At 48.5% G+C, this 20,890-nt stretch carries 20 protein-coding genes; 14 read left to right on the top strand and 6 right to left on the bottom strand.

What is annotated here, in order from left to right:
• The first annotated feature begins 38 nt into the window (after positions 1-38).
• From BM026_RS03705 to BM026_RS03660, 10 genes are all read left to right on the top strand, one after another.
• Positions 39-1,229, top strand: a complete 1,191-nt coding sequence (locus BM026_RS03705) for a hypothetical protein (RefSeq protein WP_139217535.1) — start codon at positions 39-41, stop codon at positions 1,227-1,229.
• Positions 1,229-2,566 (top strand): hypothetical protein, encoded by a 1,338-nt coding sequence (locus BM026_RS03700; protein WP_093527380.1) that lies wholly within the window; start codon positions 1,229-1,231, stop codon positions 2,564-2,566. Before BM026_RS03705 ends, BM026_RS03700 begins: the two co-directional genes overlap by 1 nt.
• Positions 2,563-3,426 (top strand): alpha-1,2-fucosyltransferase, encoded by an 864-nt coding sequence (locus BM026_RS03695; RefSeq protein ID WP_093527378.1) that lies wholly within the window; start codon positions 2,563-2,565, stop codon positions 3,424-3,426. Before BM026_RS03700 ends, BM026_RS03695 begins: the two co-directional genes overlap by 4 nt.
• 244 nt (positions 3,427-3,670) lie before the next feature.
• Positions 3,671-5,080, top strand: coding sequence for a mannose-1-phosphate guanylyltransferase/mannose-6-phosphate isomerase (locus tag BM026_RS03690; protein ID WP_092247578.1), 1,410 nt, complete (start codon positions 3,671-3,673; stop codon positions 5,078-5,080).
• A complete protein-coding gene (locus tag BM026_RS03685; RefSeq protein ID WP_175507928.1) occupies positions 5,067-5,852 on the top strand; it encodes a glycosyltransferase in 786 nt (261 codons plus the stop codon). The genes BM026_RS03690 and BM026_RS03685 overlap by 14 nt, the downstream gene beginning before the upstream one ends.
• 18 nt (positions 5,853-5,870) lie before the next feature.
• Positions 5,871-6,905 (top strand): UDP-glucose 4-epimerase GalE, encoded by a 1,035-nt coding sequence (gene galE / locus BM026_RS03680; RefSeq protein ID WP_093527374.1) that lies wholly within the window; start codon positions 5,871-5,873, stop codon positions 6,903-6,905.
• A gap of 11 nt (positions 6,906-6,916) precedes the next feature.
• The gene (locus BM026_RS03675; RefSeq protein ID WP_256575323.1) at positions 6,917-8,002 is read left to right on the top strand and encodes a glycosyltransferase family 4 protein; all 1,086 of its coding nucleotides are present in this window, start codon (positions 6,917-6,919) and stop codon (positions 8,000-8,002) included.
• Position 8,003: 1 nt separating this feature from the next.
• Positions 8,004-8,960 (top strand): NAD-dependent epimerase/dehydratase family protein, encoded by a 957-nt coding sequence (locus BM026_RS03670; RefSeq protein WP_092247589.1) that lies wholly within the window; start codon positions 8,004-8,006, stop codon positions 8,958-8,960.
• Positions 8,961-9,001: 41 nt separating this feature from the next.
• Positions 9,002-10,012, top strand: coding sequence for an MraY family glycosyltransferase (locus BM026_RS03665; protein ID WP_092247592.1), 1,011 nt, complete (start codon positions 9,002-9,004; stop codon positions 10,010-10,012).
• A 109-nt stretch (positions 10,013-10,121) separates the two neighbouring features.
• The gene (locus tag BM026_RS03660; protein WP_093527372.1) at positions 10,122-12,116 is read left to right on the top strand and encodes a polysaccharide biosynthesis protein; all 1,995 of its coding nucleotides are present in this window, start codon (positions 10,122-10,124) and stop codon (positions 12,114-12,116) included.
• A 113-nt stretch (positions 12,117-12,229) separates the two neighbouring features.
• On the opposite strand, the gene BM026_RS03655 is transcribed toward BM026_RS03660, so the two are convergent.
• From BM026_RS03655 to gmd, 3 genes are read right to left on the bottom strand one after another with little or no spacing between them, the layout of a single operon-like run.
• Positions 12,230-13,402, bottom strand: a complete 1,173-nt coding sequence (locus tag BM026_RS03655; RefSeq protein WP_092247598.1) for a DegT/DnrJ/EryC1/StrS family aminotransferase — start codon at positions 13,400-13,402, stop codon at positions 12,230-12,232.
• The gene (locus tag BM026_RS03650) at positions 13,399-14,328 is read right to left on the bottom strand and encodes a GDP-L-fucose synthase family protein (RefSeq protein WP_093527736.1); all 930 of its coding nucleotides are present in this window, start codon (positions 14,326-14,328) and stop codon (positions 13,399-13,401) included. Before BM026_RS03650 ends, BM026_RS03655 begins: the two co-directional genes overlap by 4 nt.
• A 21-nt stretch (positions 14,329-14,349) precedes the next feature.
• Positions 14,350-15,435, bottom strand: coding sequence for a GDP-mannose 4,6-dehydratase (gene gmd / locus BM026_RS03645; RefSeq protein WP_092247601.1), 1,086 nt, complete (start codon positions 15,433-15,435; stop codon positions 14,350-14,352).
• A 725-nt stretch (positions 15,436-16,160) separates the two neighbouring features.
• On the opposite strand from gmd, the gene BM026_RS03640 reads away from it, so the two are divergent.
• Entirely contained in the window at positions 16,161-16,493 is a 333-nt protein-coding gene (locus tag BM026_RS03640; protein ID WP_092247604.1) for a ComEA family DNA-binding protein, read from the top strand.
• 19 nt (positions 16,494-16,512) lie between these two features.
• Here BM026_RS03640 and BM026_RS03635 read toward each other — a convergent pair whose 3' ends face one another.
• A complete protein-coding gene (locus tag BM026_RS03635; protein WP_093527370.1) occupies positions 16,513-17,091 on the bottom strand; it encodes a TetR/AcrR family transcriptional regulator in 579 nt (192 codons plus the stop codon).
• 121 nt (positions 17,092-17,212) lie between these two features.
• Here BM026_RS03635 and BM026_RS03630 point away from each other — a divergent pair, with 121 nt between their 5' ends.
• Both BM026_RS03630 and BM026_RS03625 read left to right on the top strand, forming a co-directional pair.
• Positions 17,213-17,857 carry a GntR family transcriptional regulator gene (locus tag BM026_RS03630; protein ID WP_093527368.1) on the top strand — a complete coding sequence of 215 codons (645 nt, stop codon included), beginning with the start codon at positions 17,213-17,215 and terminating at the stop codon, positions 17,855-17,857.
• A gap of 15 nt (positions 17,858-17,872) precedes the next feature.
• Complete coding sequence (locus tag BM026_RS03625) at positions 17,873-18,721, top strand: urea carboxylase-associated family protein (RefSeq protein ID WP_093126549.1); 849 nt, start codon at positions 17,873-17,875, stop codon at positions 18,719-18,721.
• An 8-nt stretch (positions 18,722-18,729) separates the two neighbouring features.
• Here BM026_RS03625 and BM026_RS03620 read toward each other — a convergent pair whose 3' ends face one another.
• Entirely contained in the window at positions 18,730-18,897 is a 168-nt protein-coding gene (locus BM026_RS03620; protein ID WP_003172675.1) for a DUF2897 family protein, read from the bottom strand.
• 112 nt (positions 18,898-19,009) lie between these two features.
• Entirely contained in the window at positions 19,010-20,374 is a 1,365-nt protein-coding gene (gene eat / locus BM026_RS03615; RefSeq protein ID WP_058424481.1) for an ethanolamine permease, read from the bottom strand.
• 233 nt (positions 20,375-20,607) lie between these two features.
• Between eat and BM026_RS03610 the strand changes: the two genes are divergently transcribed.
• The coding region (locus BM026_RS03610; RefSeq protein ID WP_031595967.1) for an IS256 family transposase at positions 20,608-20,890 on the top strand (283 nt) is incomplete at its 3' end.

Here is a 20,890-nt window from a genome sequence, read left to right as displayed (position 1 = left end):
TCAAACTATTTTAAAAAGCGTCGGAGTAAAGCGTTGTGGTGAAGACGACAGTATTGATTTTAACTCAGGGGCGTTTTGGTGGGACGGATTTTCTTCTTGCGCGCCTCAGTAGTTGGTTGAAATTAAACCATTGCTACGTTGATATCATCACACCGGCTGAAAGGCCGGGTCTGAAGGAATACGATATTGTATTTCTTCCAACCTCCGAGGTCAGCCGGCTTTGGCTTTTTTCAGTATCATCTGTAAAGTTTAAGCATGTCTGCATATGGTGTATGGGGTATGCAGCATTTCGCGGCGCATACGTGTCCATTGCTGATGAGGAGTACTCCCAGCACGTTACCTCCAACAACCTCAAAGCCAAAGTCATAAGGGCGCTGAAGGCAAGATCCCAGCGCGGGTTAGCTACGTTTCTTAATAGCAAATCTATAGCTTTTACTGACGAGGTTGGGGCGTTTGCTGATATTGGTGGCTTGAGTTTTGATCAGAAGTTAGAAGATTTGATTTGCCCGATTGTCATAGATAAAAGTCCTTCTGAATATTTTGAATATAGCGCTCCAACGAATATTCTTCGGCTAGGGTGGGTTGGTCGCGTTGATATGGATTTCAAATTCTATGCTTTGGAGCGAGTCATACTTGATATTCGTGCGCTTCAAGAAGAGATATTAAAGCGCTACGGAAAAATTGTTTTTTATATCGTCGGAAATGGTGATGCTATTGAGGCTTTGAAGGAGCTCGTTTCTACTGATTTAAGTATTGAATATCACCTTATTCCCTTCATTGATAAAGCAAAGCTCAGTGGATTTATTAGAGAAAATATCGACTTGATGTTTGCGATGGGAACGTCGTCATTAGAATCGGCCAAAAATAAAATTCCCACTATAGTAGTTCCTCCTAGAGCTCGCAGAGATGATTTAGAGACGCCTGCATATAGGTGGGTTTCAGAGTCTAAAGGTTACTCTCTGGGAGAACTTAGTTACGCAGGCATCAGGCCGGTACAACCATCAAGTCAGATGAATATTTTACTCGATAAATTTATTAACAGCGCCAGTGAGCTTTCAGATGCTGCCTACGAATATTCGAAGTTTTTTGATGCTGAACTAGTATTTGAAAAACTAGATGTCGTGGCGAGAAAAAGTCTGCCCTCGTATATGTTATATGTAAAGTCTTTTGAGCTTTTTATGCTTAAAAAAATCAAGGCGGCCACCAAGATTATTTTGAGGCGGGCTTAATGATTATTGTCAAGCGGAATGAACTCGCATTTGGTTTTCTTTTGCTGTTCAATTTTGTACTGACTGTCTTGGTGGCTCTGTCGATAAGTGAGGAGACTGGTGGTGTCGAGGCTTTCCTATTTAATATATTTTTGGTTTCTACTACTGCTCTTTTGGTTTTTTTCTGTTTTCAGGGGGCTTACAAGAACCCTTTAAATATTACATCGCTGGTATCGATTTCGATATTTTTTTTCATGTGGGCACGTCCGTTTTTGACATTAATTTTTGATAAAGACATTGTTGAAGCGGGAATAGTGCTGGGCGAAAGCTCAGTTCGAAAATCTGTCGTTATCCTGGCGATGGGATGTATATTTATATTTTCAGGCCACTTCTTTAGCTCAAGGCTTACTTCAAGGCTATCCAGGGCATTGGTAGAATTTCCGGTGTTTACTTTGTCTCGCCTCACAAGTGGTTTTATAATTTTTCTTGCGTCGTGCAGTGGTATGTACTTTTTGGGCAAGTCTTATGTTTTAGCTAGCAAGTATATGGTCGGCGATTATTTCGCAGCATTGGAAAATCCTGAGTTTCATGCGCACATATTAACATTTTTTATTGCGAAAAATATTTTGTTGTTGTGGGGTATTTTTGGAAAAAACTCTAATCGACTTTTAATTATTTCGTTCATATGGGTATTTTTTGCAGTAGGCTTTTTAATGATCGGCCTTCGCGGCTATTTTTTTGTCTATTTATTTTTGTTTGTTTTTGTATACGGGTTGGAGCGGCGGATCAATTACATATTTCTAGTGGCGTTAGGGCTGGGCTCATTGATTTTTGCAAATATATTGCTCGAGTATAGATTGGGTTTTGAGGTCGCTACTGGAGTGGTAGATAAGATATCTCAAACATTGCATGGGCAAGGTGCTTCTTTCGAGGTTTTATATGGCGCTGTTAATTTTGGTAACGCGGTGCGTGAATGTTTGAACTCGACGAATGAAGCTTTTGGTATCTGTGTTGATCAGGCTCGTCATATAAACTTTGTCAGTGGTGGTTTTTCTACAAGTTTCTTTGCTGAAGCCTACTATCAGGGATGGGTTTTTTATATATTTTGGTGTCTTCTTTTTGGATGTTTGGTGCGTGCGTTAGATGGAGCGGTTGCTTTTTATAAAGACAATAGATCTGCCTGTGGGAACCATGGCGGCGTTATTTTTTTGATTCTCTCGGTCTTACCAAATCTCGTGTATTTTTCGCGCTCAAGCATGTATGAGTTTTTATTTAAGTTCTTGCAAGTTTCAATGGTGCTGATGGTCATGGCTATAGTAATGACTTATATAAAAAGATATCGTAGGGTTTTCAAATGAATATGCATGTTAGCGTTATGCTCCAAGGCGGATTGGGAAATCAACTGTTTCAGCTGGCGTGGGCCAGGTACATCGAGTCTGTGTCTAGTTCTAAGGTTGCGTGTAATAGTAAGAGACTGCTCAGTAAGGGGATTCATGGAGGTATCCGTCTGTCGGATCTGATTGATTATGATCATGATCAGTCATCGGAAAGTTGTATTTTTTTTGAGGATAATATTTTTGCAAAGGTTATTCGACTCATAATTAGAAAGTTGAATATTAGACGATTAGGTAATCATCTTTTTTATGATTACGATGCGGATACCAACTTTGATCAAGCCTGCCAGGCGATAAATTCGAAATTTCATTTTGGTTACTTTCAGTATGTCCAAAGCGCTCTTTATTTCAGGGATGAGCTGAAGTCGCTGATTCTTCAGAAAAATTCTGTATTGTTGGCAAAGGGCAGAGAGCTCTACTCCGGCAGCGTTGGTGTTCATGTTCGTCGAGGCGATTTTTTACTATCAACAGATCCTCGTCATAAAGTCATGGGCGAGGATTATTATTTAAAAGCAATCAAGAGTTTCAAAGGTCGTCGTTTCGTGATATTCACGGATGATAGGGAGTGGTGTAAAGAGGTCTTCAAGGGACAAGATTTTGAAATCTGTGGGCTTCTTGGAAATGAAGTGAAGCCTGCGATCGCGGATTTTTTGAGCTTGATTTGTTGTAAAGATTATATAGTAGGCACTAGCACGTTCGCTTGGTGGGCTGCATTTTTAAGTCTCAGCAACAACCCGGTTGTTTACTTGCCTCGCGTGAATCTCCCATTCCAGAGCGAAATGAGTAATCAGCTGATTGGCTGGAGTTATATTTTGAGTGAGTAACGCCCGTAAGGTATGCTTTACTGAGTGATTGCCAAGTCATGAGAGTCAGAACTCTGGCTTGAAAATCGCCGGTATACTCGCATAATGGGTAACTCGTAGTCTCTGCCTCAATTTTGTACGTTCAAAAAAATGTGCTGATGAGTGACAATGGGCATTTGCCCTATTGCTTCCCAACTCGCCATGCCGTTCGGGTTCGTATGTGGTGTCATTACGCCTTCTGGTAGGCAATCAAAGGACGATATCAATGTTTGTTCCAATTATTATGGCAGGTGGTTCGGGGACTCGCTTGTGGCCATTGTCTCGTCAGCTTCACCCAAAACAGTTTCTTCCGCTGGTAGACACCCAATTTTCGATGCTGCAAGCCACAATTCATCGCTTGGAAGGTTTGACTCATGCCTCACCGCAGTTGATTTGCAATGAGGAGCATCGGTTTTTAGCTGCGGAGCAGTTACGCCAGCTTGGTCTTGAAGATATCAATATTCTGTTGGAACCAATGGGCCGTAATACGGCTCCCGCCATTGCCTTGGCGGCTCTTCAAGCGACCGCCGGAGGCGATGACCCTCTGTTGTTGGTGTTGGCTGCGGATCATCTGATTCAGGATACCGAAGCCTTCCAAGACGCAATACGTATTGCGGCGGAACTTGCAGGGGCGGGTAAACTCGTTTCCTTTGGTATCACGCCCACAAGGCCAGAAACAGGTTACGGTTATCTGCGGCAGGGTGCTTCAGTCGGAAAAGGAGGGTTTGAAGTTACACGCTTTGTTGAGAAGCCAGATACCGAGACTGCGCAGCTTTACCTTGCTGGCGGCGATTATTTCTGGAATAGCGGAATGTTCATGTTTAGGGCAAGTCGTTACTTGGAGGAGCTACAGACCTTTGAGCCCGAAATTGTCTCCTGTTGTCGCGAGGCGTTGGCCAAAGGGCAACAGGACATGCATTTCACTCGGGTCGACCGGGATGCATTTTTGCGGTGCCCTGATAACTCGATCGACTACGCTGTGATGGAGAAAACCCTTCAAGCTGTCATGGTGCCACTTGATGCCAATTGGAGTGATATTGGTTCGTGGACCGCGTTGTGGGAGGCGGGTAGCCGTTCCGAAGATGGAAACTTGCTAGAAGGTGATGTGATTTCGATAGATACGTCAAATAGTTACGTCTATTCAGAGAGTCGTCTGGTTTCTACGGTTGGCGTCAATGATCTGATTGTCGTTGAAACCAAGGACGCTGTACTTGTAGCTCACAAGGATCATGTTCAGGACGTAAAAAGAGTAGTTGAGAAGCTAAAGGCAGATGCAAGGAGAGAGCATATATCACATCGTGAGGTTTACAGGCCTTGGGGTATGTACGATGCTATTGATAGTGGGCAGCGCTACCAAGTTAAAAGAATTACAGTGAAGCCAGGACATAAGCTGTCTGTACAAATGCACCACCATCGCGCTGAACATTGGATTGTCGTTAGTGGCACTGCAAAAGTTACTAACGGGGAAAAAACCTATCTTGTCACTGAAAACCAATCTACCTATATCCCAATAGGCGGGGTCCACGCGCTCGAAAATCCAGGTGTAATACCGCTAGAGCTTATTGAAGTGCAGTCAGGCTCTTACCTGGGGGAGGATGATATTATCCGATTTTCAGATAATTATGGGCGTAGCTGAAATGGTTGAGGTAGAGGATGCTCAGACGCCGTTTTTCAGTGTACTCATGTGTTGTAATCGTGATGATGGTTATCTTAATCAGGCCATTGAAAGTGTTCTAGCACAAAATTTCAGTTCGTTTGAGTTTATAATCGTTTTGAATCGTTGTACTGATGAGTTATATGATTCGGTAGCCGCAATAAAAGACCCGAGAATTGTGTTGTTTCGAACAGAAATAGGCCAGTTATCCTTCAATCTTAACTTTGGCGTCAACAGTGCGATTGGAACTTATATCGTCAGATTTGACAGTGATGACATTTGTCATGTTGATAGGCTTGCGGAATCTTACAAGATTATTCAAAAAGACTTGGATACGGACATCGTTGCTGGATCTTGTCGGGTCATTGATGCTTTGGGTAATGTGGTCGGTGTTCGAGTTCTAAGGGAGGAGGATTGGCGTTCTAAAATCACGTACTCGAACCCTTTTATCCATCCAGCAATGGTAATTAGGAGAGATCTGATCCTATCTGCAAGAGGATATCTGGGTGGTTTTCAGAGCGAGGACTATGATCTTTGGATCAGGTTGGCCAAGCGTGCAGATGTAAAGTGTGTATTTACATCGTTTCCAATGATTGATTACAGAATTTCAGATTTCCAATCAAAAGGAAGCCGTCAAGCCTATGCGGAGGTTGCTTCATATTTTTTTAGAGAATTCCTGATTGAGCCTGGTTTTAAAAAGCTCGTGAGTGTGTTTTTTTCCGTGTTTAAAGTTTTTTTTAAGTCAAAAAAATAGTTTTTGGTGTGAGGTGAAATTTTGAAAACGGTTTTGGTTACTGGAGGGGCAGGTTATATCGGTTCTCATGCACTTGTGGAATGTCTTCAGGCGGGCTATAGAGTGGTGGTCCTAGATGACCTCAGTAATAGCTCCAGCGAAGTACTGGTTCGAATTAAAAATATCACCGGTGTTAGTCCTGTATTTTTTAATGGAAGTGTTTGTGATGCTCAATTGCTCACAATAATATTTAACACCTATTTAATTGATTTTGTAATTCATTTTGCAGGCGTCAAAGCGGTCGGTGAAAGTGTTGAAAAGCCTTTAAAGTACTATAATAATAATGTGCTCGGGTCCATTGTTCTATTTCAGATTATGGCCAGAATGAGTGTTTATAAGTTGGTGTTCAGCTCTTCTGCTACAGTGTATGGTAATTCTCTTGAGATGCCGCTTCGCGAAGATTCACGTACTGCGTCCCCCACCAACCCGTATGGGCATTCCAAATTGATGGTTGAGCAAATTTTGTTTGATTTAGCTCATTCTGATTCCCGATGGTCTATTGCTGTTTTGCGTTACTTTAATCCCGTTGGTGCTCATACAAGTGGCCTGATAGGGGAGCATCCCAAGGGGGCCCCTAACAATTTGTTTCCTTACATTAGCCAGGTGGCTGTGGGGCTAAGGCCCTCTGTGAGTGTGTTTGGCAATGATTATCCTACTTCTGATGGCACTGGTATTAGGGACTACATCCATGTAGTGGACTTAGCCAAGGGGCACTTGGCTGCATTGAGCTATCTTGATTCACACAACGGTTGCTTTTTATGGAACTTGGGTACAGGGAGAGGTTATTCGGTTCTTGAAGTAATCAAGGCTTTTTCCACGGTTAGCCAAGTGAACATACCGTTTGAGTACCTCGGACGTAGGCCTGGTGATTTGTCCGCTTGTTGGTCTGATCCCTCTAAAGCAAAGAGGGACCTGGGTTGGGCCGCAACTCTGGATTTGAAGGCGATGGTTGAAGATTCCTGGCGTTGGCAATCCCGAAATCCTCATGGTTATGATGTGGAGGAAGAAGGGTGAGAATCTTATATGTGATTACCCGTTCCGACGTTATCGGAGGGGCGAGCGTTCATCTTCTTGATCTCGCCAGCGGAGTCCAAGAGGCAGGGCATGAAGTGATTATAGTTGTAGGCGGCGAGGGTGTCTTTATCGAGCGCGCTAAAGATCGGGGGCTTGCATGTGTTTCCGCGAATCATTTGGTCCGTCCCTTGAGCGTTATCAACGATTTTCGCTGCTATTTGGAACTAAAGCGCATCGTGTCGGCCTGGAAACCGGATTTGATTCACGCGCACTCATCGAAAGCCGGAATAATAGGGCGATTGGTTGCAAAAAAGTTGTCCGTTCCATGTTTATTCACCGCGCATGGTTGGGCTTTTACCGAAGGCGTATCAGCGTCTCGGCGGTTTTTATACCGCTGGATTGAACGCGCTGTCGCCAATCTTGCGAATAAAATTATTACTGTCTCTGATTATGATCGCTTGTTGGCGCTGAGGTCGGGCGTGGGAAGTGCGGATCTCATTGTCACCATTCATAATGGAATGCCTTCCGTAGAGGACAGTTCTGCTACAAAAGTCGCATCCGAAATAACTCGGCTTATAATGGTTGCAAGGTTCGATGCGCCCAAAGATCATGCTTTTCTGGTTCGTGCCCTGGCCTCATTGACTCGTAATGATTGGGCTATGGAGTTTGTCGGGGACGGGCCCACTATGTCAAAAGTAAAGCAGCTCGTTGCCGAACTCGACTTGGCAGATAAAATTTTCTTCCCGGGCGCTTGTTCTGATGTATCCGAACGGCTGTCCAGATCTGACGTCTTTTGCCTTATATCAAATTGGGAAGGACTACCGTTGACTGTACTGGAAGCTATGCGTTCTGGACTACCGGTCATCGCATCGGGGGTTGGCGGTGTTCCAGAGGCAGTAAAGCAGCAGGAGACAGGGATTTTGGTCGCTAAGCACGATCATGAGGGATTGGTATACGCGTTAGATGCGTTAATTGGCTCGCGGGAGTTGCGCTCAAAGATGGGAATTTTGGGTAAATCAAGGTTTTCTAGTGACTTCACTTTTGAGCTAATGTTGCAGCGAACAATTACCGTTTATTCAGAAGTGGTAAAGGTGTGATATGCGTGTTCTTGTAACGGGAGCTACCGGATTCGTCGGCCGTGCTTTGATTCATGCATGTACAGATTCTGATGACATTGATGTATTGGCGGCAGTGCGTCATCCTCAGGGGGCCACTGAGCGAAACGTTGACGTAGTAGTTGTTGGCGATATCTCCGGACAGGTTAATTGGGCACCTGCGCTTGAGGGGGTGGATGTGGTTGTCCATCTGGCTGGCCGTGCTCATGTCATGGGCGAGTTACCCGCAAACGCACTGGATAAGTTCAGAGCAGTCAATGTTGCAGGAACCAGCGCGATTGCTAGACAGGCACTTGAAGCGGGGGTGAAGCGCTTCATCCTTATTAGTTCAATTGGGGTCAATGGCGCGCGAACGATGAATACGCCTTTTGTCGAAAGTTCTATTCCCTTACCGCATGCAGACTATGCCGTTTCCAAGCTCGAGGCCGAGGAGGCATTACGTCAGGTTGCCGAAGGCTCGACAATGGAGTGGGTCATCGTTCGTCCGCCACTCGTCTACGGGGCTGAGGCTCCTGGGAACTTTGGGCGGCTGCTCAAATTGGTATCATCCGGTTTTCCTTTGCCTTTTGCTTGGGTGGAAAACTCCAGAAGCATGATAGCGTTAGAAAATTTGGTGCATTTTTTGCGTCAATGCATCACTCATCCATCCGCCGCTAATCAGCTATTTCTGGTTTCTGACGGTATTTTTCTGTCTACTCCGGAGATAATTGTCCACCTAGCCCTCGGGATGGGAGTGAAAACCCGTTTGCTACCCTGTCCGCCAGCCCTGATGCGATGGGGGGCGAGTTTGATAGGCAGACAGGGTATGTATACACAGTTATGTGAGTCTCTCACGATTGACTCGAGCAAAGCCAGATCGCTCCTTGAATGGACACCACCGCTGTCTCCCGAGCTTGCATTGCAAAAATGTGGTCGCGAGTTCCTAACATTAAGATCATGATGCCAACTATTAATCCGTAGCCTCAAGGACGTGTCTTTTTTATGAGTATGTGGCTTTTATATCCTGCTATTGTCATTTTGTCCGCTTTGCTGACGGGGGGTATTCGTCGATACGCGATTAGTCGTAGCCTCATCGATGTGCCTAACGCGCGCAGTTCTCACTCGGTTCCTACGGCTAGAGGCGGCGGTGTTGCGATCGTCCTGATTTTTTTGCTGTTCTTACCATTCTTTGGTGTTACCGGGGAATCGGAATGGTCCTTGATTTGGTCGATAATCGGGGCTGGTACAGGCGTCGCTGTACTCGGTTTTCTTGACGATCATGGTCATATCGCTGCTCGGTGGCGCTTGCTCGGTCATTTTCTGTGCGCCGCCTGGGCATTGTGTTGGCTGGGGGGCCTCCCACCGATTGGGTACTGGGGAGGAGTTATTGATCTTCAGTGGTTCGGCGTAATTGTGGCTGCCTTCTATCTTGTATGGTTGTTGAATCTATATAACTTTATGGATGGTATAGACGGACTCGCGAGCGTTGAGGCTATCTGTACTTGTGTTGGGGTTTGCGTTATCTACTGGCTAACAGGCTTTCCCGGTTTAATTGGGCCACCCTTGCTCTTGGCAATGGCTGTCGCTGGATTCCTCATATGGAATTTCCCACCGGCGCGCATTTTTATGGGTGATGCGGGTAGTGGGTTTCTCGGTCTAATGATGGGGGTTCTCTCGCTTTATGCTGCTTGGAAAAGTCCGACTTTTCTTTGGGTATGGTTGGTTCTTTTAGGTGTTTTTATAGTCGATGCGACGTTCACTCTATGTTCTCGATTTTTGCAAGGGCGCCGGGTGTATGAGGCTCATCGAAGTCATGCTTATCAGCATGCGGCACGTAAACTTGGTAACCATCTTTCGGTGACAGGGGCTGTTGCTGCTATCAACACGCTTTGGTTGTTTCCGATAGCTATCTGCATTGCTGTTTTTGAACTAAATAGTCTTCTGGGCGTGATTATTGCTTATGTGCCTTTGGTCATCCTGGTCTATAAATGTCGTGCAGGTAAAGATGGTTAAGTTTTGTGGTCGAGATATATTACTTTAAAATAACCGTCATTAGGTCGGTTAAAATGCAATTAATGACCTGTGGCATTAGCGACAGGAGCTTCGTAAGGTGCTGTAAATTATGGACAAAATGAGAGCATTTTTGCTGAGTTTACCGCGTAGGCAAAAGCGCATCCTCCAAGTCGCTGCTGATATTTTGCTGGTTTGGTTCGCGCTATGGATGGCTTTTCTGGTGCGTTTGGGGTTGGACGAGCTGGTTAACCCGTTTACCACGCATTTTTGGTTGTTTCTGACCGCACCTATCGTGGCAATTCCGCTTTTTATACGCTTTGGAATGTACCGTGCAGTAATGCGCTATTTTGGCAATGATGCACTTATTGCGATTATTAAAGCTGTCAGTTTGTCGTCGTTAATTCTGGGGGTTGTTGTCTACTGGTATAGTAATCACCAAAATGTAGTTCCTCGTTCAATCATTTTTAACTATTGGTGGCTCAGTTTGATCCTGGTTGGTGGACTGCGACTGGCAATGCGTCAATACTTTCTTGGTGATTGGTTTGCTGCGGCACAACATGTACCCTTTACCAGCCGTGAGGATGGTTTGCCCAGGGTTGCTATATATGGTGCGGGCGCTGCGGGTAACCAATTAGTTGCAGCGTTGCGTATGGGACGTGTCATGCGTCCGGTTGCTTTCATTGACGACGACTCCAGTATTTCCGATCGAGTGATTTCTGGACTGCAGGTATATAAGCCAAAACATATTCAGCGCATGATTGATGTCACTGGCGCTCAAGAAATCTTGCTTGCAATTCCGTCTTCAAATCGCGCTCGCCGTCGAGAGATTCTGGGCTTTCTTGAAGGCTTTCCTTTGCATGTCCGCAGTGTTCCTGGATTTATGGATCTCGCGAGTGGGCGCGTAAAAGTAGATGACATTCAAGAGGTTGATATTGCGGATTTACTCGGACGAGATGCAGTGCCTGCTCAAAACGAGTTGTTGGAGCACTGTATAAAAGGGAAATCTGTTCTAGTCACTGGTGCAGGCGGTTCGATCGGCTCTGAACTCTGTCGGCAAATACTAAATTCAAATCCAACAACGTTATTGCTGTTCGAGCATAGCGAATTCAATCTTTATAGTATTTTATCAGAGTTAGAGTTGCGAATTGCTAGGGATTCTTTGCCCGTCAGGTTGCTTCCGATTTTGGGTTCAGTGCGTAATGAGAAAAAGCTAATCGACGTCATGAGGGCTTGGCGCGTTGATACAGTTTATCATGCTGCGGCGTACAAACATGTACCCATGGTTGAGCATAATATTGCAGAAGGCGTATTAAATAATGTAATGGGAACGCTTAACACCGCTCAAGCAGCGTTGCAGGTGGGAGTCGCGAACTTCGTCCTGATTTCTACTGACAAAGCTGTTCGACCAACTAATATTATGGGCAGCACGAAACGATTAGCAGAGTTGACGCTGCAGGCTCTCAGTCAGGAGGTGGCTCCTGTTTTGTTCGGGGAAAAGTCTAATGTTTCGCGAGTTAACAAGACTCGCTTTACGATGGTTCGTTTTGGGAATGTTCTCGGTTCTTCAGGTTCGGTTATCCCATTATTTTATAAGCAAATTAAGTCGGGTGGCCCGCTCACTGTTACTCACCCTAAAATCACGCGCTATTTTATGACCATTCCTGAAGCAGCGCAGCTGGTGATTCAGGCTGGCTCCATGGGGCAAGGGGGCGACGTTTTTGTCTTGGATATGGGGGAACCGGTAAAAATTATCGAACTGGCGGAGAAAATGATTCACCTTTCTGGCTTGAGTGTTCGCTCAGAGAAAAACCCTCATGGAGATATTTCAGTTGAGTTTTCGGGTTTGCGGCCGGGTGAAAAACTCTACGAAGAACTGCTCATTGGTGACAATGTCGTCGCAACGCCACACCCGATGATTATGAGTGCCAACGAAGATTATCTATCCTGGGAGTCTCTCAAAATTAAACTCGCCGAGCTGCTTGTGGCAGTAGATAAAGACGATTACGCTCGTGTCCGCCAACTACTACGTGAAACAGTCAGTGGTTATAGTCCTGATGGGGAAATCGTTGATTGGATCTATCAGCAACGCCGCTTTGAGCCCTGAAGCTCGGAGAGTTGGATTCCAGATAGCCGGTGCGGAAAATCTTACAATTAGTTGCTGTTATTGCCATCATTGTAAGTTTTCCGCACTTTGTGCTTTTAAGCTTTGCAGCTGAATCAGGCTTTAATACTGTTAAGCAGTGGAAAAGCTTCCGAGATCGAATAATGATGATTGCCAACGAATAGGCCAAATTTATCGATATGCTCGGCGTTCTTCAGTTCTCCATGAACTTCGCAGTCGAAATACTTTACAACTTCATTTTTTGCGAAATTTCCAGCTACGATAGGGCGACACTCAAAACCGAGTTCGTTCAGTTTTTCAACAAGTGACTTGCGTGTCAACTTGCTTCCCGGGCGTATCACCAAGCTGAAACCAAACCAACTGGATTCGCCAATCTCTCGTTGAATGATGATTTCCGGGTGGTCTTTCATTGCTGCTTGTAGAAGAGCACCATTCTTACGTCGCTCCTGAATTAGAGTGGGCAGGCGTTTTACCTGCTCCACACCTAGTGCGCCCTCGAGTTCAAGCGGCCGAACATTGTAACCGGGTAAAACGAAGCGAAATGACTCTTCGAACGAATCATCACTCTTATCGCTGCATACTAAGTTTTGCTTAGGCAGGTTTCGAGTCCAGCCATGGGCTCGCAGGGAGAGCAGGATCTGATACAGCTCTTCGTCATCGGTTACGATCAGACCTCCCTCCATCGTCGAAATGTGGTGGCTGAAGAAGGAACTGAAGCTACCCATAATACCGAAGGTGCCAGCTTGTTTTCCGTTGTAAGATGCTCCCATCGACTCGCAGTTATCTTCAATCAGGACAATCTTCTGCTTACCGATGATCTCTTGAATGCGTGCGAAATCATTCGGATTGCCAAGAAGGTTTACGGCCATAATGGCGCGGGTCTTATCGGTGACAGCGAGTTTAAGTTGTTCAAGGTCGTAGTTTAAGGTTTGGAGATCAATGTCAACGAACTTAATCTTCAAGCCGTACTGGTAAAGCGGGTAGTAAGTGGTACTCCACGAAACGGCCGGTACAATGATTTCATCGCCGCGTTGCAGTTTTAAGTCGGCGTTTTTAGTGTAAAAAAGAGCGGCAATAATCAAGAGGTTTGCGGACGAGCCAGAATTAACCATTACACAATGTTTACTGCCTACAAACTGCGCAAAGTCTTGTTCAAATGCTTTTACATTTTCGCCCATTGTAAACATGCCGGTGGCTATAACGCGTTGCATTGCGTCGAGTTCTTCTTTTTCCCAAGAAGAAGCGGCTAGCGGAAAATTAATACTCATTGTTGATGCTCCATATAATAGCTGTAGGTCTTTTCAATACCCTCTTGCAGGGTATGGTGCGGCTTCCAACCCCACAGTGTCTGACGCTCGATATTCACGAGTTTGCGCGCCATCCCCACCGGCTTGGTAGTATCATGTACGAATTGACCGCTGTATCCCATTACTGCAGCTACAGCGTGATAGTACTCATTGATTGATTGATCCTGCCCAAGACCCACGTTCATGTTCAGGGGCAGGGAATCGAATTTCCGTAATGCCTGCATAATGGCGTCGCTCAAGTCTCCACTATACATGAACTCACGTCGGGCAGTCCCGTCACCCCATATTTCGACATTTGAATCATTGTTTATCTTCGCTGTGTGAATCTTATGTATAATCGCGGGTAGCAGGTGTGAGTGCGCAGGGTCGAACTTGTCAAAACGACCATAAATATTGCAAGGAATCAGAGTCTTGTATTGAAAGGTCGAGTCTTCGCGTGTGATGTAATCGCAAAGGCGTGCTGTAGTAACTTTTGCTAATGCATAGCCTTCATTAGTCGGTTCCAGTTCGCCCTTTAAAATCATTTCTTCGCTGAGAGGCTCGGAATGATTGCGCGGGTACATGCAGGAACTACCTAGGTTTATTAGGCGCTTTACGCCTGCTTGACGGCTAGCCCATACAATGTTTCTGCCCATATCAAGGTTGTCCAGCAGAAACCCCACAGGCTCTCTGATGTTCACTTGGATACCACCCACTTTTCCGGCCGCATGAATGATCAAGTCGGGCTTGGACTCAGATAGATACTTTTGAATTGCGTTGAAATCACGTAAGTCCAGTTCGCTACTACGCGGAGCAAGAACTTCAAAGTCTTCAATGCAGGGGTGCTCGAGGAGATTGCGCCCGACCATCCCGCCGCCGCCCGTCAACAATATTCGCATCTTATTCATCTGGTAGATTGCCAAATAGAGTTATTCGTTGTAGCTGAAGGTTGTGTATCCATGCTTTTTGATCAGCTCATCCCGTTCAGCACTTTTCAGATCCTCACGTACCATTTCCTTGACAAGCTCTTCAAACGTGATTTTCGGAGTCCATCCAAGTTTCTCTTTAGCTTTGGATGCATCCCCCAATAGAGTTTCAACTTCGGTTGGGCGGAAGTAGCGGGGATCCACTGCTACAATGCATTTACCGACTTCGTTGTAGCCTTTTTCATCCTCACCTTCACCTTTCCAAGTGATGGTGATACCTAGTTCTTTGGCTGCAGCGTTTACAAAGTCTCGTACGCTGTATTGCACACCGGTTGCGATTACGAAATCTTCAGGTTTTTCCTGTTGAAGCATCAGCCACTGCATCTCGACATAGTCTTTGGCGTGTCCCCAGTCTCGAAGTGAGTCCATATTGCCCAGATAGAGGCACTCTTGCAGGCCAAGCTTGATGCGGGAGAGTGCGCGGGTGATTTTGCGAGTAACAAAAGTCTCACCGCGAATCGGGCTTTCGTGGTTAAAGAGAATACCGTTGCAAGCGTAGATTCCATAGGCTTCACGGTAATTGACGGTAATCCAGTACGCATAGAGCTTGGCGACCGCGTAAGGGCTACGCGGATAAAACGGGGTGGTTTCTTTCTGGGGAGTTTCTTGAACCAGGCCATAAAGTTCTGAGGTGGAGGCTTGATAGAAGCGAGTTTTTTTCTCGAGGCCAAGAATTCGAATGGCTTCCAGAATTCTCAGGGAGCCGAGTGCGTCAGAGTTTGCGGTGTATTCTGGTTCTTCAAACGAAACGGCAACATGGCTTTGTGCTGCAAGGTTGTAAATTTCATCTGGTTGAACTTTTTGAATGATACGAGTCAAGCTGGATGAGTCAGTCATGTCTCCATGATGGAGGAAAAAAGGGTGACCTTTGTCGTGTACGTCGTGGAACAGGTGATCAATTCGGGCAGTATTAAATAACGAACTGCGTCGCTTTATCCCGTGTACCTCATAACCTTTGCTCAGCAAAAGTTCAGCAAGGTAAGCACCATCTTGTCCTGTGATGCCAGTAATAAGTGCTTTTTTAGTCATGTTCTCTTCCATAATTGTATTTTGGATTTAGTGGCTGGATTTGTCTGAACTTACTCGATGGTTTCTAGTTCAGACGGTCCGTTTTTTAAACTCGAAGATCTTACAGAGGGGGTACGTAAGTCTATATTTGGTCGATGTAAATTTACTTCGTAATAGTCCCTCCATTACGCGGCGTTTCATCCCATTTCTAATCTAAGATTGTGCGCAGTCATAATCATTGATCTGCTTGGCTAAAAGCTTGGAGAGCTGATATTCGCATGACCTAATTAGCCTCCGGGAAAATAAAAGACTGAGAGTATGTTCAAATCAAGATGTTTACCTGAATTGTCATTAAATGTACGGCCTTGCAAAAGGGACCCTCTATTTTCATACCGCATAGCAAAACCTTATGCATTAGGCTGTTGATAGTGGTCTCGCGAGCTTTCGCGGCGCACCGCTTCGCTGCAGTCAAAGTCAACATAGTACTTTACACCTGACTTCGCGCTTCTGACCAATTTTACCTGATGCGAGGACTGGGAGGTTATTTTTTCAAGTGTTGTAGATGTGCTCATGGTCTCAATGAGCATTGGCGCACGGGCATGCATTTTTCTTGCTCATTAGTCATCTGTTTTTAGCTTCCACATACTCTGTAACTGCGTTATTTTTGACAGCTTTCCTCCATCGCCTACCCTAGAAAAGCAGCTTCGGAAAAGCTGCTCTCTCAACTATGTCATGGAGCGTCACCGATGCAAATCACTTACATCTCGTCCCTTATATTTGCCTTTCTCACAAGCCTCTCCGTCGCCAGCGCAGCAGCACCTGCCAGTAGACCCGAGGCGCAAACGCCGATCTCTGCACAGATGAACAAGGTAGATCAGGCCGCCAAGGTCAACCTCAACGCTGCCGACGCCGAAACCCTGCGCCGCGACCTCTTCGGTATTGGCGTCTCCAAAGCCAAAGCAATCGTTGCCTATCGTGAAAGCAATGGTCCATTCACTGCGGTGGATGAGTTGCTGGAAGTTAAGGGGATCGGCAAGGCTCTGCTGGAAAAGAATCGCGATAGGCTTGTCATCAACTAATCCAATGAGGGGAGGCCGGTCATTGGCCGGCTTTTTCATCTTGTGAAACCTGGATTTTCAAGCTTCCCCGCACCACACCCATGATGCGCATCGCCATTGCCGAGTCTTGGACACTTCGAGCCAGCACAAGGGCACCCACCAGTGTCGACATCATCACCAGGCTTTGTGCATCACGTTGTCCATCCCCCAGCGCTGTCTCAATCTGCTGAAGCCTTGCGCCGAGCACAGCATCTGTAGTCGCGCTGTGTTGGCCTCTCAGCCCCAACTCGGAAGACATGGTTGGCAATGGGCAGCCTTCAGCCGGCGAGATCAGGTGCCATTCAGACAGGTAACTATCAATGAATGCTTCCAGCGGCCGTTCCTGGCTGAACAGTATCTCGCAATGCGCATCCAGCTCGGCAGCCGCGGCTTGCAGTGCCTTTTCCACCAGTTCGTCCTTGGATTTGAAGTGCGCGTAGAAACCGCCATGGGTCAAGTCCAGGGCTTTCATCAACGGCTGCAGACCGGTCGCGCCGATCCCGTCGCGACGAAAGCGTACCGAGGCTTCCTTGATGATGCGTTGGTGGGTCTTGGCTTTGTGGTCGGATGAGTAACGCATAGGTGGGCCTCAGTGACAGGCTGGCATTTTAACCGACTTGAATCTTTTTACACGCTGACACGTTGGCATGAAAAGTGATTACCTGCCCACTAAGGATTGTTCAACAATCGTGAAGGTAACCATGACACTCAGTTTGTCTCTCGCCGACCAGATCGCCCTGGAGCTCCGCGCCGACATCATCGGCGGGCGATTGCTGCCAGGCATGCCATTAGTCGAAGGGGAACTGGTCAAAGCCTACAACGCATCGCGCAATACGATCCGTGAAGCGTTGCACCGCCTTGGGCAAGAAGGGTTGACCCGTTATGTGCGCAATAAAGGCGTGATGGTCCGGCGGGTTGCGCGCGAGGAAGTGCGGGATTTGTTTGTCGTGCGCCGCACCCTGGAGTTGCAGGCCATCGCCCAGAGCGGCCCTCTGACAGAAGATCAATCCAGGCGCATGCAGAACGCCATCGACGCCACCACCCTCGCCCGCGAGCGCGAAGACTGGCGTGCGGTCGCCACCCATAGCCTGGTGTTTCACCAGCACATCGTCGGGTTGATGCGCAGCCCGTTGTTCGATGAGTTTTTTGCCCAGGTCATCGCCCAACTGCGGCTGATGTTCTGCGCCGCGCCCGATGAGCAGCGCTTCCAGTCGCCGTGGCTGGAGCGTGATCGTGAGATCTACACGTTATTGGTCCGGCAGGATAAATCGGCGGCGGGGGAGGCGATGAGCCTCTACCTGGATGATTCGGAACGCTTGTCCCTGGCTTTGTTTAACCACCCCTGATCGAGGATCCGCACCATGTACAAAGACTATCCGGCCGCTTATCAGGTCAGTAAAGGTTCGGCGTTGCAGGTCGACACAGCGTTTTACGAGCGCATCCGTGATCGAAAAGACCAGCGCACGCTGATCGAGCAGTTTGAGGTGCCGATTCGTACGGGCAGGGCGTGGAAGGTGCCAGCCGGACATGTGTTCCGTGTGACCACGCCGGTCGGCCCGCAGGTGGGTGATTTCAACGTATGGAATGCCAATGACCCCCGTGAGCGCCTGTGGGCGGCTCGCACCCGGCAGTTGCAGGGCGCCCATGTCAGCACCCATGACCGCTTGTGGTCGAACCTGCCATTCCTGCGGCCTTTGGTGACGATCACCGATGACAGCCTGGCCAGCTACGGCATTGATGAGCACGGCGGGCGGCTGCATGATTTGCTTGGCACACGTTGTGATCCCTATGTGAATCGGATGCTCACCGGTGAGGATTTCCATCACCATTGCCACTCCAACCTGACACGCGCGGTTTTGCCTCACGGTCTGACGGAATTCGACGTGCATGACGTGCTGAATATTTTCCAGTGCACCGGTCTAAATCACGACGACATGTACTTCATGAAGGCCTGCCCTGCGCAGAAGGGCGACTACCTGGAGTTCTTTGCCGAGATTGATTTGCTATGCGCGCTGTCGACGTGCCCCGGTGGGGATTTGTCGCTGCCGATGTGGGGGCCGCAGGCGCAGGACCCGCTGACGGTATGCCGTCCGTTGGGGGTTGAGATCTACACGTTGGAGGATGCGTTGCTCAATGGCTGGAGCCAGCCGGAGCGTGCTGCCTACAAGGGGCAGCACGGGTTGCATATTGCCAAGGCGGATTGGGAGTAGCCCAAGGCTCAGCGATCCTGCGCATCCTTGGCATCCGCCTGGGCGTTGCGCTCGGCCACGCGCTTGCGTTGTTCGTCGGTGAGTTCCACTTTGTTGGCGCTGTCACGCAGCATCATCAGTCCACCGACGATCGACCCGATCGCAACTACCATAATCAACCACGCATACCACGGCATAAGGCTCTCCTTGAGGCAGATTGCCGCGGGAGAGTTTTCCCACGGTAATGACTGCTTTGAGTGACGGGCTTTCTTACTAGTTCAGTGTAGGCCCGTTCTGCCTCGCAGTAGATCAGAGCCCGGTCAACATCGCATCCGCCGGTGCATCGGCACGGTCTTGCGCAGTCATCTGGAAGTAGGCGAACCCCACCACCATAAAGCCCAGGAAGATAAGCCCGATCAGCGCGTTGAACCAAGCCATGGCCACCAGGCACACCACCGCCAGCACCAGGGCAATGCCCGGCACGATGGGGTAACCCGGCGCGCGGAAGGTGCGTTCCAGCAGCGGTTCGGTCCTGCGCAGTTTGAACAGGCTGAGCATGCTCATGATGTACATCACGATGGCGCCGAATACCGCCATGGTGATCATCGCTGCGGTCAGTGTCATACCGCCGAGGTTGATCAGGCCGTCGCTGTAGATCGCCGCGATGCCGACCACGCCGCCAGCGATGATTGCGCGATGGGGTGTCTGAAAACGCGACAGTTTGGCGAGGAAAGACGGCAGGTAACCGGCGCGGGCCAGGGCGAAGAACTGGCGCGAGTAGCCGAGGATGATGCCGTGGAAGCTGGCCACCAGGCCGAACAAGCCAATCCACACCAGCATGTGCAACCAGCCGGAGCTGTCGCCGACCACGGTTTTCATGGCTTGTGGCAGTGGGTCGTTGATGTTGGACAGGGTGCGCCAGTCACCCACGCCGCCGGCAAAGAACATCACGCCCATGGCCAGGATCACCAGGGTCAGGATGCCGCTGATGTAGGCCTTTGGAATGGTGCGCTTCGGATCTTTGGCTTCTTCGGCGGCCATGGCGGCGCCTTCGATGGCAAGGAAGAACCAGATGGCGAAGGGAATTGCGGCAAACATGCCGGCAATCGCCGGTGCGCCGAACGTGTCGGAACCGGCCCAGCCATTGAGGGCAAAGTTACTGAAGCTGAAGGCGGGCGCCACTACGCCCATGAACACCAGCAACTCAGCGACGGCGAGCACGCACACCACCAGTTCGAAGGTGGCAGCGAGCTTGACGCCGAGGATGTTCAGGCCCATGAACACGATGTAGGCACCAACGGCGGCGTGTTTGGGGTCCAGCGCCGGGAACTGCACATTCAGGTAGGCGCCGATGGCCAAGGCGATGGCGGGCGGTGCGAAAACGAATTCGATCAAGGTCGCGAGCCCCGCGATCAAGCCGCCTTTCTCACCAAAGGCGCGACGGCTGTAGGCAAACGGACCACCCGCATGGGGAATCGCAGTGGTCAGTTCGGTGAAGCTGAAGATGAAACAGGTGTACATCGCGGCGACCATCAATGAGGTCACCAGGAAGCCCAGGGTCCCGGCGACGCCCCAGCCATAGCTCCAGCCGAAGTACTCCCCGGATATCACCAGCCCGACGGCGATGCCCCATAAGTGCAGAGTGCCTAGGGTGGGTTTGAGTTGTGTGTTCATCGTGACGCGCTCCCTGAACGGTTTGGAATGATTCAAGGTGTTGCAGCGGACATGCCATGCCTTACAACCGTGTCGTAAAGCGGCGCAACTGTCGTCTGGGGGATGGTTTGGCGTTTGAAATTTTCCGGTGTCGCACCAGATAAGTGCGGGGGTGGCTGGCAGGGCCTCATCGGGGGCAAGGAGACTGTCAGAAATTTTGTGTTCGGGCATAACATGTAGCTAGAGGTGCATGTATGCCGACCAAAAAGAAGTCCGCCAATGCAACAGCGAGGGAGTTGCCCTCGATTCCCCAAGAGCTGATCGAGCAGTTTGTTAAAGGCCCGATGAGCGCCGAAGCCATTCAAGACGCGTCCATGGCGTTCAAGAAGGCTCTGATCGAGCGTGCGCTAGGCGCCGAGCTGGGTCACCACCTTGGTTACCCTCAGGGCGCGGAGCGCCCTGAGGAGTCGACCAATCAGCGCAATGGCAAAAGCAGCAAGACGGTTCTGACCGACGACGGGCCGCTTCGCCTGGATA

The organism is Pseudomonas sp. NFPP24 (assembly GCF_900112095.1).
Taxonomy (GTDB): domain Bacteria; phylum Pseudomonadota; class Gammaproteobacteria; order Pseudomonadales; family Pseudomonadaceae; genus Aquipseudomonas; species Aquipseudomonas extremorientalis.
The sequence above is the reverse complement of the archived record's forward strand: the minus strand, read 5'-3'. Positions and strand labels throughout refer to the sequence as shown.